A 14,184-nucleotide genomic window follows, 5' to 3' on the forward strand; every position below is an offset into this window, starting at 1 on the left:
GGGTTCATCTCAGCTTAAGGGTTGCCAGCCCGAACAGCGCAAGAATTACCGCGATGATCCAGAAACGAATCACAATCGTGGGCTCCGCCCAGCCCTTCTGCTCGAAATGATGATGAAGCGGCGCCATCCGGAAGACGCGGCGCCCCGTCAGCTTGAAGGATGCAACTTGCACGATCACGGACAGCGTCTCGAGCACGAACAGGCCGCCCACGATCGCCAGCACGATCTCGTGCTTGATGACGACGCTGATCGTGCCCAGCGCGCCGCCCAGGGCCAGCGAGCCGGTATCCCCCATGAAGACCATGGCGGGCGGCGCGTTGTACCAAAGAAAGCCCAATCCCGCCCCGATCAGGGCGCCGCAGAACACGGCCAGTTCGCCGGCACCCGGCACGTTGTGGATGCGCAGGTAGTCCGCAAAGATTGCATTGCCGACCAGGTAGGCGATCAGCGCGAAGGTCGCCGCCGCGATCATCACCGGCACGATGGCCAAGCCGTCCAGCCCGTCGGTCAGGTTCACCGCGTTGCCGGCGCCGACCACGACGAACACGGCAAGGGGAATGAAGAACCAGCCCAGCTGCAGCAGCAGGTCCTTGAAGAAGGGCAAAGCCAGCGCGGTCGCGTGGTGCGGCTCGGTCAGGCTGACGATCCACAGGACGGCGCCCAGCGCCACCGCGATCTCCAGCAGCAGCTTCAGCTTGCCGGGCACACCCTTCGGATTGGTCTTGGTGACCTTCAGGTAGTCGTCGGCAAAGCCGATCAGGCCAAAGCCCAGCGTCACCAGGAACACTGCCCAGACATAGCCGGACGACAGGTCCGACCACAGCAGCACGCCGACCGACAGGCCCAGCAGGATCAGGAAGCCGCCCATCGTCGGCGTGCCCTGCTTGTTGATGATGTGGCTCTTCGGGCCGTCGGTGCGGATCGGCTGGCCCTTGCCCTGGCGCCGCTTCAGCCAGGCGATGACATGGGGGCCCGCCAGGAACGTGACCAGCAGCGCGGTCAGCACGGCGGCGCCGGTCCGGAAGGTGAGATACCGGAAGACGTTGAAGACAGGAAACTGATCGGCCAGCGGGGCCAGAAGGTTGAAGAGCATGTCTAGTCCTGGCCCTCGCGCGGTTCGACGGCGAGGCCGAGCAGGGCGGCGGTCACGGGTTGCATCCGGCTGCCGAGCGAGCCCTTGACCATCACGACATCGCCCGGGCGGACGATGGCGGTCAGCAGTGGGATCAGTTCGGCCGCGGCGGCGCGGTGGGTCGGCGCAGGTCCCGGGGGCAGGGCGGCCACCAGGTGCTCCATCTCGGGCCCGGCGGCAAAGACCAGGTCGGGCCGGGCGGCGGCAACGGCGGGCGCCAGGTCCACATGGAATCGGGTCGCGTCGGGGCCAAGCTCGCGCATGTCCCCCAGGACGGCAATGCGGCGCCCGCGCGCGCCCGGCTCCGCCCGGGCCAGCAGGTCGAGCGCCGCGCGCATCGACACCGGGCTTGCGTTGTAGCTCTCGTCGATCAGGGTGAAGCTGCCCTGGCGCAGCTGGACCTGGTGCCGGCGGCCGCGGCCCGGCGGGGCCCGGAACTCGCCCAGGGCCAGGCCGGCCAGGGCCAGGTCGGCGCCCGCGGCGCGCACCGCGGCCAGCACGGCCAGGCTGTTCTGCACCAGGTGGCGCCCGGGTGCGCCCAGGCGATAGGTCAGTCGCGTGCCGGCCACATCGGCCTGCACCGTGCTCAGGTCATCACCCAGGACCACGTTCAGCAGGCGCACGTCCGCCGCCTCGGCTCCGAAGGTGACGATCTCAAGCCCGGCCGTGCGGGCGACGGCGGCCAAGCGGTCGAACTGGTGGTTGTCGCGATTAAGGACGGCAACGCCGCCAGGCGCGACACCGGCAAAGATCTCGGCCTTGGCATCGGCGACCGCCTCGACCGAGCCGAAATGACCGATATGAACCGGCTCGACCGTCGTGACGATCGCAACATGCGGCCGCGCCAGGCGGCTCAGCGGCGTGATCTCGCCCGCATGGTTCATGCCGATCTCCAGCACGGCATAGCGGGTCGGGGCCGGCATCCGCGCCAGGGTCAGCGGCACGCCGACATGATTGTTGTAGGACAGCACGCTGGCATGGACGGGCCCGGACCGCCCCAGCGCCAGGGCCAGCATGTCCTTGGTCCCGGTCTTGCCCACGCTGCCGGTGACGGCGACGACGCGCGCCGGCGCCCGGGCCCGGGCCGTTGCGGCCAGGTCGGTCAGGCCGGCCATCGTGTCCGGGACCATGACCAGCGGCGCATCGGGCGGCAGGCCGGGCACGGGCCGGGATACCAGCAGGCCGGCCGCGCCCTGGCCCAGCGCCGCCACGGCGTGGTCGTGCCCGTCCTGCACCGTCCCGGGCAGAGCCAGGAACAGCGCGCCGGGCTGGACCTGGCGGCTGTCGATCTCGACGCTTGTCGCCTGCCAGTCGCCTTGCGCGCGGCCGCCGGTGGCGGCGGCCAGTTCGGCCGCCGTCCACAGGGCGTCGGCCGCCTGCGCGCGGGGGGTGCGGTCCAGGGCGGGCGCGGTCATGCGGATACTGCCTGCAGGGCGCGGCGCGCCTGGACGCGGTCGTCGAAGGGGCGGGTGACGCCGCCGGCCGTCTGGCCCTGCTCGTGGCCCTTGCCCGCCACCAGCAGCACGTCGCCGGCACCCAGGTCCGCGACGGCCGTGGCGATCGCCTCGGCCCGGTCGCCGATCTCGATCCCGTTCGCGCAGGCCGCCAGGATCGCGGCGCGGATCGCGGCCGGTTGCTCGCTGCGGGGATTGTCGTCGGTCACGATCGCCCGGTCGGCCAGGCGCGCGGCGATGGCGCCCATCTGCGGCCGCTTGCCGGGATCGCGGTCGCCACCGCAGCCAAAGACCACGACAAGCCGCCCGGTCACGTGCGGGCGCAGTGCGCTCAGCACCGTCTCCAGTGCGTCGGGCGTGTGGGCATAGTCGACATAGACCGGTGCGCCGCCGGGATGCACGCCCACGCGCTCCAGCCGGCCGGGCACGCCGTCCAGCCGCTCCAGCTGGGGCAGGACGTCGCGCGCCTCCGCTCCGCAGGCGATGACCAGGGCCGCTGCCACCAGCGCGTTCGACGCCTGGAACGTCCCGGCCAGCGGCAGGGTCAGCGTCCCCCGCCAGCCCTGGTACGTGACGGACATCTCCAGTCCGGTCGATAACGGGGTCAGCGCGTTCAGGATCAGGTCGGCCCCTTGCCCGCCGACCGCCAGCACGCGCTGACCCCGCCCCCTCGACACGGACGCGAATGCCTCGAACTCGGGCGAGTCGCGATTGATGACGGCCGTCCCCCTGGCGGGCAGCAGGTCGGCGAACAGGCGCAGCTTGGCCGCGCGATAGGCGTCCAGGTCGTGGTGATAGTCCAGGTGGTCGCGCGTCAGGTTCGTGAACGCCGCCGCCTGGAAGCGGCAGCCGTCCAGCCGGTGCTGGTCCAGCCCATGGCTCGACGCCTCCAGCGCCGCGCAGGTGATGCCAGCGGTCGCCAGGGTCGCCAGCGCCTTGTGCAGTGCGACGGGGTCGGGCGTGGTCATGGCCAGGTCGATGTCGATCCCCTCGGCCACCACGCCCAGCGTCCCGATGCTGGCCGAGCGGTGGCCAAGGCCCGCCCAGATCTGGCGCACGAAGCTGGCGACGGACGTCTTGCCATTGGTCCCGGTGACGGCGACCAGCGTCTCCGGCTGCGGCGCGTACTGGCGCGCCGCCATGCGGGCCAGGCGGCTGCGCGGCTCGGCGTCGACGATGCGGGCGATACCGGGCGGCAGGTCCATCTCCCCCGGTGCGGCCAGCACGGCGACGGCCCCGCGCTCGACCGCCTGCGCGACATAGCGCCGGCCGTCCGCGTGGGCGCCGCTCAGCGCCGCGAACAGGTCGCCGGGCACCACGGCCCGGCTGTCGGCGGTCAGGCCACCGATCTCGATCGGGGGCAGGGCGGGATCGTCTGCCAGCAGGTCCAGGCGCATCGCGGGCTGGCCCATCACTGCGCCGAGACGAGTTGCGCCGCCTGAAGCGACTGCTCGCCCGTCGGCACGGGGGGGACGCCCATCAGGGGGGCGATACGGGTGACGATGCGCGACACCGCCGGCGCCGCGACCCAGCCGCCGGTGCGGAAGCCATGGGTCTCGGCATTGCCCTTGGGCTCGTCGATCATGATCAGGACGGCGAAGCGCGGCTCCTGCATCGGGAACGCGGCCAGGAACGACGACAGCGTGGCGTTGCGGCGGTAGCCGCCGCTGACCGCCTTCTCGGCCGTGCCGGTCTTGCCGCCTACATAATAGCCCGCGGCCTCGCCCCGGCGGCCGGTGCCGCTCTCCACCACCAGGCGCAGCAGGCGGCGCATGGCGTTCGACGTCTCGGACGAGATGACGCGCATGCCCGCCGGCGGCCGGTCGGGATCGACCCGGACCAGGGTCGGCTGCAGCAGCACGCCGCCATTGACGATGGCGGAGAAGGCGCTGGTCATCTGCAGCGGCGTCACCGACAGGCCATGGCCGAACGAGATCGTCATGGTGTTGATCTCGCGCCAGGGATTGGGCACCAGCGGCGAGCCCTGCTCCGGCAGCTCCAGGCTGGACCGGCGCAGCAGTCCCAGGCGCCCCAGGAAGTCGCGCTGGGTCTGCGTCCCCGCGGCCAGCGCCATGCGCACCGAGCCGATGTTGGACGAATACATGAAGATTTCAGGCACCGTCAGCCAGCGTGCCTTGGGGTGGTCGTCGCTGATCGTGAACCGGCCATAGCGGATCGGGTGCGTGGCGTCATAGCCGCCGTTCAACCCGACCACGCCCGTGTCCAGCGCCATGGCCGTGGTGAACGTCTTGAACGTCGATCCCATCTCGTACACGCCCAGGGTCACGCGGTTGAACCGCGCGTCGGGGGCGACGCTGTTGGGATAGTTGGGATCGAAGTCGGGCAGGGAGGCCAGCGCCACGACCTCGCCCGTGCGGACGTCCATGATGACGCCGGCACCGCCAATCCCGCCATAGGTCTCGACCGCGTTGGCCAGTTCCTCGGTCAGGGCATGCTGCACGCGCAGGTCGATCGACAGCGCCAGCCGGCGATCGTCGGGATCGGGGTTGCGCAGGCGTTCGTCGAAAAAGGCCTCGACCCCCGCCAGGCCGTGATTGTCGATGTCGACAAAGCCCAGGACATGCGCCGCCAGCCGGCCATGCGGATAGATCCGCTTGGGCTCGCGCTGGAAGGCCAGCCCCGGCAGGCCCAGGTTGTTGACCTGGTATTCCTGGTCCGGCGTCAGGTTGCGCCGGATCCAGATGAAGCTGCGCCGGGTGTTCAGCTTGGCCAGCAGGTCCTGCTCGTTCAGCCCGGGCAGGACCTGCGCCAGTTCGCGCGCGGCGATGCCGGTGTCCAGGATCTTGCTTGCATCGGCGAAGAGCGAGGCGGTGTCGAGGGCGGTCGCCAGCAGCATGCCGTTGCGGTCGACGATGTCCGCCCGCTCGGTCACGATGGTGGGCGCGCGGCGGCTGGCCTGCGCCTGGCCATCGCTGCCGAACAGGGCCAGGTCGACCAGGCGCAGGCTGAGCACCAGGAAGCCCAGGCCGAACAGCGCCGCCGCAACGATCAGGCGGTCGCGGCCACGGTCGATCACACGGCGGCCGGTGCCGTCCAGCGCGTCGGCGCGGTGGAAGTCCTCCCAGTCCGCGAAGGCGTGGTCGGGGTGCCGTCCCCGCAGTCGCTGGATCAGCCGTTGGGTGCGCGACCACAGGCCGGCGACGAATGCTCCGCCGATCATTCCAGCCCCCCCAGCAATCCTTCGTCGATCGCCTGCTGGATCGCCCCGGCCGACAGGCGGGGGCTGCCCGCGGTGCCGCTGGTCGCGGCGACGGGCTGGATCATGCCGCCTTGTGGCGCGCGTTCCTGCGGTGCGCGGTTCTGCGGCGGGCGCGCCTGGGCGGTGCGCTCGGTGCGGGGCGGCGGGGCCAGGCCGGGGCTGGCGGGTGCACCTTGCGCCGGTCGCCGGGCTGCCTGGGCCGGAGCCGCCTGGGCCGGAGCGGTGGTCCGTGCCGGGGCTGCCTGCGACGGCGCCGGCTGGGCGGCGCTGGGTGGCGTCACCTCGGCCAGGGCGGGGCGCGGCGGCGGCGCGGCGGGCTTGGCCAGCGGGATCGGCGGGCGACCGGGGGCGACCGCCGTCGGGGCGACCACCTGGCCTGGCGCCAGGGCTGCCATCGCGGGGCCCGGCTGCGGCATGCCCTGCGCGATGGCGGGCGGCGCAACCGGTGCGGCGCCCGGGGCCGGCGCCGGCCGGAACGGCAGTTCGTCGATGCGCACGATCTGGCGGGGCGTGGTCGGGCCCAGCTGCAGGTGGCGGGTGTTCAGTCCCTCCAGCCGGTCGGGCTGGTTGAAGTAGGACCATTCGGCGTCCAGGACCTGGATCGCCGCCCGGGTCGTGCGCACTTCCCGCGCCAGGCTGTTGGCCTCGCGCTCCAGCGCCTGCACCTGGTACTTCACCTGGTAGAGGCCTCCCGCCGTCAGCGCAGCCAGGGCCAGGGCGCCGAAAGTGAGGACGCGGCTCATCGCGGGGTTCCTTGGGGCAGGGGGACTGTGGTGCGTTCGGCCGCGCGCAGGCGGGCCGAACGGGCGCGGGGGTTGCTGGCCAGCTCGCGCTCGCCCGGCTTCTGTGCGCCGCGGCGCATCAGGCGGAAGGTCGGCGGCCTGCCGGGATCGTTGGCGGGTGCGTCGGGCAGGTAGCGGGACGGGCGCGGCTGGTCCCCGCTGCGCGTGGCCAGGAACTGCTTCACCACCCGGTCCTCCAGGCTGTGAAACGCGACCACGGCCAGGCGGCCACCCGGCTTCAGCACGCGCTCGGCCGCGTCCAGGCCGGCGTCGAGCTGCTCCAGCTCCTCGTTCACCGCCATGCGCAGCGCCTGGAAGGTGCGCGTCGCGGGATGTGTCCGGCTGCCCGGCGGGCCGCCCACGGCGCGCGCGACCAGGTCCGCCAGTTCCAGCGTGCGGCCGATGGGTCGCGCCCGGACGATGGCGCGGGCGATCCGGCGCGAGGCCGGCTCCTCCCCCAGGCGATAGATCAGGTCGGCCAGCGCACCTTCTTCCAGGTCGTTGACCAGGTCGGCGGCAGTACGGCTGCCCGTGCCCATGCGCATGTCCAGGGCAGCGTCCATGCGGAACGAGAAGCCCCGCGCGCCATCATCCAGCTGCCGGGACGACACGCCCAGGTCCAGCGCCACGCCGTCGACGGGCCCCAGGCCGCGCTCGGCCAGCAGCCGCTCCATGTCGCCGAAGCGCCCCTCGATCAAGGTCAGGCGGCCGCCATGCTCGGCCACCATCGCCTGGCCGGCCGCGATCGCCGCGGGGTCCTGGTCGATGCCGATCACCTGCGCCTGCGCCGCCAGGATCGCGCGGGAATAGCCGCCGGCGCCGAACGTGCCGTCGACATAAAGGCGCTCGGGCCCCGGCTCCAGCGCCGCGATCACCTCGTCCAGCAGGACGGGGACGTGGGCGCCAACGGCCAAGTCGGTGCGGCCGGCTGGCCTGCGCGGGCGGGCGGTCATTGCGTTACCCGGGGCGGTGCCCAGCGCAGGTCGTCGCGCTTCTGCCGGGCTTCCTCGCGTGCCTTGGCCTGGAACGCGCGGAACGCCTCCGGCTCCCAGATCTGGAAGCTTTGGCCCAGGCCCACGAAGCTGGCGCGGTCGGTGATCCCGGCAAAGGTGATCAGGTCCTCCGGCAGCTGGATGCGCCCGTCGCCGTCGAAGGCAAGCGGCGTTGCCGCCGCCATGATCGAGGCGGCGAAGCTTGTGTGGGAATCGCCCAATGGGTTGAACTGGTCGATGCTGCGGCTCAGTTCCTCGATGCGTTCCATGGGGCAACCGTCGATGGCATCGACGCTCAGGGACGGGTACAATACAACGCCGTTGAAGGTCGTGCCGGCCACGACCTGGCGAAAGGGCGCAGGCACGGAAACCCGGCCCTTCCCATCCACCTTGTTCGTCGTGGTCGACATGAACAGGCGCATGTACGCACCCCCAACCCCGCCTTGGACCAGGCCGCGGGAAGAGGTCCCATGGCTCCGTTTCCGGGCTGGTCTGGGATATCATGGGGCCATATGGGCGTCAACGGGATGACCCCCTGGTTACATGGTCATGGGCCGGCAATTCCTGTGACAGTCCCGTAAGTTCCGGGATGTTGCCCCTCGCCCACGCCGCAGCGGCCCCAGGCGTGCGGATGGCATGCGGAACCATCCGTGGTTGTTCTTGAAACGTTCATGAAGATGTTCCGCCGGTGGCACGTGATATGCACGCTCCGCGCGCATATCGCCCAGGCCAGGGGCGCGTTTGGGGTGGTATCGGGATGCGCGGGCACAGGTCTGCCAGACGGCCTGTAAGCCGGGTTCTGTGACCGGGGCGGACCCCGGACGACGACCATTCCTCTAGGATGCCCGTTGCCGGACACCTCAAGCGACCAACCCGGGCGGCGATCCGGGAACATGATCTGCCACGATCCATCGCTGGCTCGTGGCGTGCCACCCCTATTCGGTCTTGCTCCGGGTGGGGTTTACCATGCCGTCCCCGTTACCGGGTCCGCGGTGCGCTCTTACCGCACCCTTTCACCCTTGCCGGCGCCACCCCCAAAGGGGCCCCGGCCGGCGGTCTGCTCTCTGTTGCACTATCCCTGGGGTCGCCCCCGCCGGGCGTTACCCGGCACCCTGTTCCCGTGGAGCCCGGACTTTCCTCCCCTCGCGAAAACGCAAGCGGCGGCCGTCCGGCCGTCTAGCAGGCCCATCACTTAGACCGGGCGTCGATCCGGCTCAAGAGGCGGAACAGGCGGCACCGCGTCCCGGCATCGGCCAGGCCATCCACCCGCTCTGGCCGATAATGGCGCTGGAAGGCGGTCAGGACGACGCCCGTCCGTGCGCAGAACGTCTCGCCCGGGGCCAAGTCATAGCCGATGCGGCCCAATGCCTGACGCAGTTCGGCCACCGGTTCGCCCTGGTCGCCGGGCGCCAGGACGGGGCCGCGGCCGGGTTCCGGCGTTTCTCCCTCTGGCCACAGGCCGACGCCGACCATGGCCAGCCCCCGCCAGTCGAAGCGCTCGCCCGGGTCCTGCTTGCGATCGGGCGCGACGTCCGAATGGCCCAGCACCCGCTCGGGCTGGATGCCGTGGCGGTCGACAATGTCGCGCGCCAAGCGGCGGACAGAGGCCATCTGCGCCTCCGGGAAGTCGCGATAGCCGTGCTCGTGCCCGGGATTGACCAGTTCGATGCCGATCGAGCGGGCGTTGATGTCATGCGCCCCGGCCCAGCAGGCGACGCCGGCATGCCAGGCGCGCTTCGTCTCCTCGACCAGGGCATGGATGCGGCCGTCCTCGTCGACCAGGTAGTGGGCCGAGACGCGCGCCTCGGGATCGCACAGCCGGTCCAGCGCGGCGGCAGCACCGCTCATGCCGGTATAGTGCAGGATCAGCATGTCGACCCGCACCGGGCCGCGCTCGTCGAAATTGGGCGAATGCCGGTCGTAGTGGATCATGTTCCCTCGGCACTCAGGCGCTTGTCGCGGATCGTGATGATGGCCAGCCCCGCCATGGTCAGGACGATGCCGGTGGCGATCTGCGTCGTCAGCGGCTCGTGCAGGACGACGATGCCGGAGACGACGCCAATGACCGGCGCCAGAAGGGTCAGCGGTGCCATGGTCGTCACCGGGTAGCGCTGGATCAGGTAGAACATGCCCCCGTGCCCGATCAGCGACGTCCCGATGATCGTGAACGCGACCAGGCCCCAGGTCGTCCAGCTTGCCGCCGCCAGCACCGGCCCCTGATCGGTCTCCAGCGCGAAAGACATGGCCAGCAGGGCGGGCCCGCTGATCGCCGCGATCCAGGACTGCATTTGGAAGGCGTTCACGTCGCGCACGATGCGCATCAGGATCGTACCGAGTGCGATCGAAAACGCGGCCGCCACGCAGATCAGCAGCGGCCCCACATGATCGAACGCATGCGGGTCGAAGCCCATCGCCATGACGCCCGAGAAGGCCAGGACGATGCCCAGGATGCGGCGCCAGCGGATCCGCTCGCCCAGCAGCACGACCGACAGGATCGTCATGAACGGCAGGTTCAGCTGCAGCGCGATGGCCGCCGAACTGACGTCGGAATGCGCCAGGCCATAGAACACCAGGCCGAAATGCAGGGCACCCGCCAGCACGGCGATGGCCACGATCAGGCGCATCTGCCCTGGCACCGGCTTCAGGAACGGCAGCAGGCACAGGGCCAGGCCGCAGAAGCGCAGCGCGCTGAACAGGATGGGCGGAAGCTCGGCCAGCCCGAACTTCACGACCAGGAAGTTGAGACCCCACATCGTATTCACGATCAGGACCAGGGCCACGTGGGCAGGACGCATCGGTCCTGGAATACCCCCCCGGGTTCCGGGCGACCACTCCCGGTCCCGCATGGCGGCATTGCGCAGGCGGGCGCAACGCCGCCCGCCCTGATCGGAGCGACGCGGTCGGGCTCGACATGCACGCGCCGCATGGCTACAGACCATCACCGTGACCCTGTTCCGCGCCCTCCTGACCCGGCATCGCTGGCTGGCCCTGTGGCTGGTCTGCGCCGCCCTGGCGATGAAGGTGCTGATACCGCCCGGCTTCATGCCGGGCATGGCAGACGGCGCCATGGTCATCACGCTGTGCACTGGCCAGGGCGCCCGCATCATCCTGGCGCCGGTGTCCGGCGGGGACGATGCGCCCGCCCGGGCCAGCCACCAGAAGGCAGAGATGCCGTGCGCCTTTGCCGGCCTGTCGACCCCGGCCCTGGCCGCACTCGACCCCGTGCTGCTGGCGCTGCTGGTCGCCTATGTCATCGCGCGTGTCCGCGCCGTGCTTCCGGGGGTCCGCTGCGGCCGCCGGGTCGCGCTGTGGCCGCCACCGCACGGACCGCCTGCCGCTTCCTGATCGATCTGCACCCCGTCGTTGGAACGCAACCGCCGCGCCGAACCCCGGCGCGCGGGATCAGGACCCTTTGCCATGACCCTGTCCGTGACCCGGCAGCCGCTCCGGCTGCCGCATTCCCTGCTGGCCAGCTCGGCCGGCCTTTTCGCCCTGCTCGTGGCCCATGCCGCGGCGGCGGCGGACCCCGCCGCAGCCCCGCCCGCCGCGGACGCGGCCGATGCCGTGCTTGAACTCGACCCCCTCGTGGTGACGGCGCCGGAGGAACCCGTCGGCCTGAAGTCGGGCCTGACCCCAGGGCAGCTGCCGCAGAGCGTGCAGGTGATCGAGGCCGAGGAGATTGCCGCCTCGGGCGCGCGCTCGATCGACGAGGCGCTGCGCGGCGTGCCGTCGGTGACGGCCGCGGGCAGCCGGATCGGCAGTGGCGCGAGCGGCACCCTGCGTGTGCGCGGGCTGCAGGCGACCCAGATGCGCAACGGCATCCGCCAGCGCTACTACCAGGACGTCGATTCCTCGGCCCTCTCGAATATCGAGCGGATCGAGGTGCTGAAAGGCCCGTCCGGCGTCCTCTACGGACAGGGGGGCGTGGGTGGCCTGGTCTCGATCATCACGCGGGCGCCGCCCGAGACGTTCGAGGGGTCCGTGTCGTTGACCGCCGGGACGGACGAGCAGCGCCAGGGCGCCTTCGACATTGGCGGGCCGTTGAGCGAGACGCTGGGCTTCCGCCTGACGGGGGAGGTGGAACGCTCGGGCTCGTTCACCGACTTCATCGACGTCGACCGCGAGAATGTCGGTCTGGCCCTGGCGTGGCAGCCGGCGCCGTTCCTGTCGGCCCACCTGGTCGCCGAGTACCAGCATCGCGAGTCGCTGAACAATCCCGGCCTGCCGACCGTCGGGACCGTCATCAGCAACGGTGTGGCGCGGGTGCCGCGTTCCACCTTCCTGGGCGAGCCGGACTACAACGTCCAGGACAACAGCGCGCCGCTGGTCCAGGCCTGGGTCGACATCGGCCTGGGCGACGGCTGGACGCTGACGCCGCGCTTCCAGTACTCGGAGTTCAACAATGTCAGCCGCTCGACCATCCTGACCGGGCCGGTCGCGGGCCAGCCCACGCGGATCGGCCGGGCCGGGCGCAATGCGGGCGAGAAGGATCGCTTCATCATCGGTCAGCTGGACCTGGCCGGACGGGCCAATGCTTTCGGCCTGGAGCACACTCTGCTCATGGGCGTGGAGACCAGCGACGAGCGGGTCCTCTTCCGCTCGGAAAGCCAGGTGCCCTGCGGCGTCGGTCCCATCGACGTGCTGAACCCCACTTATGGCTGCGGCGCACCGACCGGCGCATTCGGCTTCACCTCCGATGCGCGGCTGAGCGGCTATGCCCTCTATGCCCAGGACCAGGTGCAGCTGACGCGCGACTGGTCGGTCGTGCTGGGCGTCCGTCATTCCGAAACGGACAACGACAACGAATTCATCACCGCCTTCTTCACTGCTCCCAGCTCGGCCCGCTTCTCCAACACGTCATGGCAGGCGGGCACGACCTATGACCTGGGCGGCGGTCTGTCGCTGTTTGGCGGCTACAGCACCGGCTACGACCTGGAATGGGTGATCGGCGCACGCAAGGCGGACGGCACCGCCTTCGCGCCCGAAACCTCCGACCAGGCCGAGATCGGCGTCCGCGTCACGCGCGAGACCTGGAGTGGCAGCCTGTCCGCTTTCCGTCTGCACCGCGATAACGTTGCCGTGCCCGACCCCGATCCCGCCAATGCCCTGAACGGGTTCAAGGTCCAGGATGGCCAGCACCGGGTCCAGGGCTTCGAGCTGGAGGGGGAATGGTCGCCGCTGCCCGACTGGTGGCTGCAGCTGGGCTATGCCTACCAGGACGGCACCATCACGGAATCGACCGACGCCGCGATGATCGGCCGCCGCATCGGCGAGACGCCGGAGCACCGTCTGACGCTGGCCACGCGCGCCAGCTTCGACTGGCTGGACCTGCGCGCGGCCCTCAACTATGTCGGGGACCGGCGCATCCTGGACGGCAGCGCGGTGACGCTGCCCGACTACGTCACCGTGGACATCGGCGCGGGCGCTGAGTTCGGCGCGCTGCGCCTGGACGCCGTGCTGAGCAACCTGTTCGACGAGGTCTACTACTACAGCGACAATGCCTTTGTTTACGCGATCCTGACCGACGATCGCGTCCTGCCGGGCGAGCCGCGCGCGTTCAGCCTGCGCGCGACATACCGGTTCTAGGACCAAGGGTCGCTTCGCCCGATCCCGCCCGGCCTCGGCGCTGCTGCGCGCTCAGGCCGGGCTGGGCACGCGGGCAATGCCGCGCAGCCGGACGATGTGGTCGAAGGCCGCGTTGATCGCCGCCAGCCTTTGTCCCGACACGGCGATCATCTCCGGCGGCAGGCCTTGGGCGATCAGGGCGTCCGGATGGTGGCGGCGCACCAGGGCCTTCCACGCCTTGCGCAGGGCCTCGTCCGAGATGTCGCGGGCGACGCCCAGCACGACATAGGGATCGGCCTCGTCAGCACCCAGGTGCGCCTCGCGGATGCGGGCGAAGTCGTCTGCGGTGAAGTGGAAGGCCCGGGCCACGCCCTCCAGATAGGCCAGTTCCGCGGCCGTGACGTGGCCATCGGCCTTGGCGATGTGGAACAGCCCGTCCAGCAGGTCTTCCAGCACGGCGGGTCGCCCGCGGAACAGGCGCCCAAGTTGTGCCGCATAGGAATCCCAGCCCAGGGTGTCCTGCTTGGCCAGGTCGAACACGCGCTCGACATTGCGCGCCTCGTGCGGGGGGACCTCGAATATGTCGCGGAATGCCGCCACCTCGTCGCGCGTCACCTCACCATCCGCGCGCGCCATCTTGGCACTCAGGGCGATGACGCCGATGGTGAAGGCAATGCCATGCTCGGGGCGCGGCGCCTCACCGTCCTCGCCCTCGGGCGCGCCGACGGCGTCGTGATGGTGCAGGCAGTCGTCGCGGATCACGTCGAAGGCATGGCCGGCCAGCCCGCCCAGCAGGAAGCCGACCGGCCCACCCAGGGCCAGTCCCGCCGCACTGCCGATCAGCTTGCCCCACAATTCCATCGTGCCACGCTCCCTGGGCATCCGCCCGGCTGCAACTGCTGCCGCGCATGATGGTGCCCATCAACATGGCCGGATCATGGCGTCAACCTGAACCATCGTACATCCAGGCCGTGGAGGGACCACGGGATGTGATACGAAATGTATCCGCCGCCGGACGACCCGCCGTGGCAGCAGGGCG

At 70.8% G+C, this 14,184-nt stretch carries 12 protein-coding genes and 1 other RNA gene; 2 read left to right on the forward strand and 11 right to left on the reverse strand.

Translation table 11 applies throughout. The features are described 5' to 3' along the window. Positions 1 to 4 precede the first annotated feature (4 nt). The 10 genes from mraY to ACI6GS_RS09020 form a co-directional block, all read right to left on the reverse strand. Entirely contained in the window at positions 5 to 1,093 is a 1,089-nt protein-coding gene (gene mraY / locus ACI6GS_RS08975; RefSeq protein ID WP_439817451.1) for a phospho-N-acetylmuramoyl-pentapeptide-transferase, read from the reverse strand. Positions 1,094 to 1,095: 2 nt separating this feature from the next. Beyond that, positions 1,096 to 2,547: a UDP-N-acetylmuramoylalanyl-D-glutamyl-2,6-diaminopimelate--D-alanyl-D-alanine ligase gene (locus tag ACI6GS_RS08980; protein ID WP_439817452.1), complete on the reverse strand. Its 1,452-nt coding sequence runs from the start codon at positions 2,545 to 2,547 to the stop codon at positions 1,096 to 1,098. Next, positions 2,544 to 3,998, reverse strand: coding sequence for a UDP-N-acetylmuramoyl-L-alanyl-D-glutamate--2,6-diaminopimelate ligase (locus ACI6GS_RS08985; RefSeq protein WP_439817453.1), 1,455 nt, complete (start codon positions 3,996 to 3,998; stop codon positions 2,544 to 2,546). The genes ACI6GS_RS08980 and ACI6GS_RS08985 overlap by 4 nt, the downstream gene beginning before the upstream one ends. Further along, the gene (locus ACI6GS_RS08990; protein ID WP_439817454.1) at positions 3,998 to 5,767 is read right to left on the reverse strand and encodes a peptidoglycan D,D-transpeptidase FtsI family protein; all 1,770 of its coding nucleotides are present in this window, start codon (positions 5,765 to 5,767) and stop codon (positions 3,998 to 4,000) included. Before ACI6GS_RS08990 ends, ACI6GS_RS08985 begins: the two co-directional genes overlap by 1 nt. Continuing rightward, a complete protein-coding gene (ftsL, locus tag ACI6GS_RS08995; protein ID WP_439817455.1) occupies positions 5,764 to 6,549 on the reverse strand; it encodes a cell division protein FtsL in 786 nt (261 codons plus the stop codon). Before ftsL ends, ACI6GS_RS08990 begins: the two co-directional genes overlap by 4 nt. Further along, on the reverse strand, positions 6,546 to 7,541 hold the full coding sequence (gene rsmH, locus ACI6GS_RS09000) for a 16S rRNA (cytosine(1402)-N(4))-methyltransferase RsmH (protein WP_439817456.1): 996 nt from the start codon (positions 7,539 to 7,541) through the stop codon (positions 6,546 to 6,548). The genes ftsL and rsmH overlap by 4 nt, the downstream gene beginning before the upstream one ends. After that, a complete protein-coding gene (locus ACI6GS_RS09005) occupies positions 7,538 to 8,002 on the reverse strand; it encodes a division/cell wall cluster transcriptional repressor MraZ (RefSeq protein WP_439817457.1) in 465 nt (154 codons plus the stop codon). Before ACI6GS_RS09005 ends, rsmH begins: the two co-directional genes overlap by 4 nt. Positions 8,003 to 8,352: 350 nt before the next feature. Continuing rightward, an RNA gene (gene rnpB / locus ACI6GS_RS09010) (RNase P RNA component class A) lies at positions 8,353 to 8,760 on the reverse strand. Between the two features lie 8 nt (positions 8,761 to 8,768). After that, entirely contained in the window at positions 8,769 to 9,512 is a 744-nt protein-coding gene (locus ACI6GS_RS09015; RefSeq protein WP_439817458.1) for an N-acetylmuramoyl-L-alanine amidase, read from the reverse strand. Then, positions 9,509 to 10,375 (reverse strand): DMT family transporter, encoded by an 867-nt coding sequence (locus ACI6GS_RS09020; protein ID WP_439817459.1) that lies wholly within the window; start codon positions 10,373 to 10,375, stop codon positions 9,509 to 9,511. The genes ACI6GS_RS09015 and ACI6GS_RS09020 overlap by 4 nt, the downstream gene beginning before the upstream one ends. A 148-nt stretch (positions 10,376 to 10,523) precedes the next feature. On the opposite strand from ACI6GS_RS09020, the gene ACI6GS_RS09025 reads away from it, so the two are divergent. Beyond that, entirely contained in the window at positions 10,524 to 10,925 is a 402-nt protein-coding gene (locus tag ACI6GS_RS09025; RefSeq protein ID WP_439817460.1) for a hypothetical protein, read from the forward strand. A 72-nt stretch (positions 10,926 to 10,997) separates the two neighbouring features. Then, a complete protein-coding gene (locus tag ACI6GS_RS09030) occupies positions 10,998 to 13,166 on the forward strand; it encodes a TonB-dependent receptor (RefSeq protein WP_439817461.1) in 2,169 nt (722 codons plus the stop codon). 51 nt (positions 13,167 to 13,217) lie between these two features. Here ACI6GS_RS09030 and ACI6GS_RS09035 read toward each other — a convergent pair whose 3' ends face one another. Continuing rightward, positions 13,218 to 14,027, reverse strand: a complete 810-nt coding sequence (locus tag ACI6GS_RS09035; protein WP_439817462.1) for a TerB family tellurite resistance protein — start codon at positions 14,025 to 14,027, stop codon at positions 13,218 to 13,220. Positions 14,028 to 14,184 lie beyond the last annotated feature (157 nt).

It is taken from the genome of Zavarzinia sp. CC-PAN008, from assembly GCF_051903925.1.
In the GTDB taxonomy this organism is placed as follows: domain Bacteria; phylum Pseudomonadota; class Alphaproteobacteria; order Zavarziniales; family Zavarziniaceae.

Bases quoted from the DNA above. Each gene is read 5' to 3' on its own strand.
- mraY (WP_439817451.1), bottom strand. From the start codon at position 1,093: ATGCTCTTCAACCTTCTGGCCCCGCTGGCCGATCAGTTTCCTGTCTTC.
- ACI6GS_RS08980 (WP_439817452.1), bottom strand. From the start codon at position 2,547: ATGACCGCGCCCGCCCTGGACCGCACCCCCCGCGCGCAGGCGGCCGAC.
- ACI6GS_RS08985 (WP_439817453.1), bottom strand. From the start codon at position 3,998: ATGGGCCAGCCCGCGATGCGCCTGGACCTGCTGGCAGACGATCCCGCC.
- ACI6GS_RS08990 (WP_439817454.1), bottom strand. From the start codon at position 5,767: ATGATCGGCGGAGCATTCGTCGCCGGCCTGTGGTCGCGCACCCAACGG.
- ftsL (WP_439817455.1), bottom strand. From the start codon at position 6,549: ATGAGCCGCGTCCTCACTTTCGGCGCCCTGGCCCTGGCTGCGCTGACG.
- rsmH (WP_439817456.1), bottom strand. From the start codon at position 7,541: ATGACCGCCCGCCCGCGCAGGCCAGCCGGCCGCACCGACTTGGCCGTT.
- ACI6GS_RS09005 (WP_439817457.1), bottom strand. From the start codon at position 8,002: ATGCGCCTGTTCATGTCGACCACGACGAACAAGGTGGATGGGAAGGGC.
- ACI6GS_RS09015 (WP_439817458.1), bottom strand. From the start codon at position 9,512: ATGATCCACTACGACCGGCATTCGCCCAATTTCGACGAGCGCGGCCCG.
- ACI6GS_RS09020 (WP_439817459.1), bottom strand. From the start codon at position 10,375: ATGCGTCCTGCCCACGTGGCCCTGGTCCTGATCGTGAATACGATGTGG.
- ACI6GS_RS09030 (WP_439817461.1), top strand. From the start codon at position 10,998: ATGACCCTGTCCGTGACCCGGCAGCCGCTCCGGCTGCCGCATTCCCTG.
- ACI6GS_RS09035 (WP_439817462.1), bottom strand. From the start codon at position 14,027: ATGCCCAGGGAGCGTGGCACGATGGAATTGTGGGGCAAGCTGATCGGC.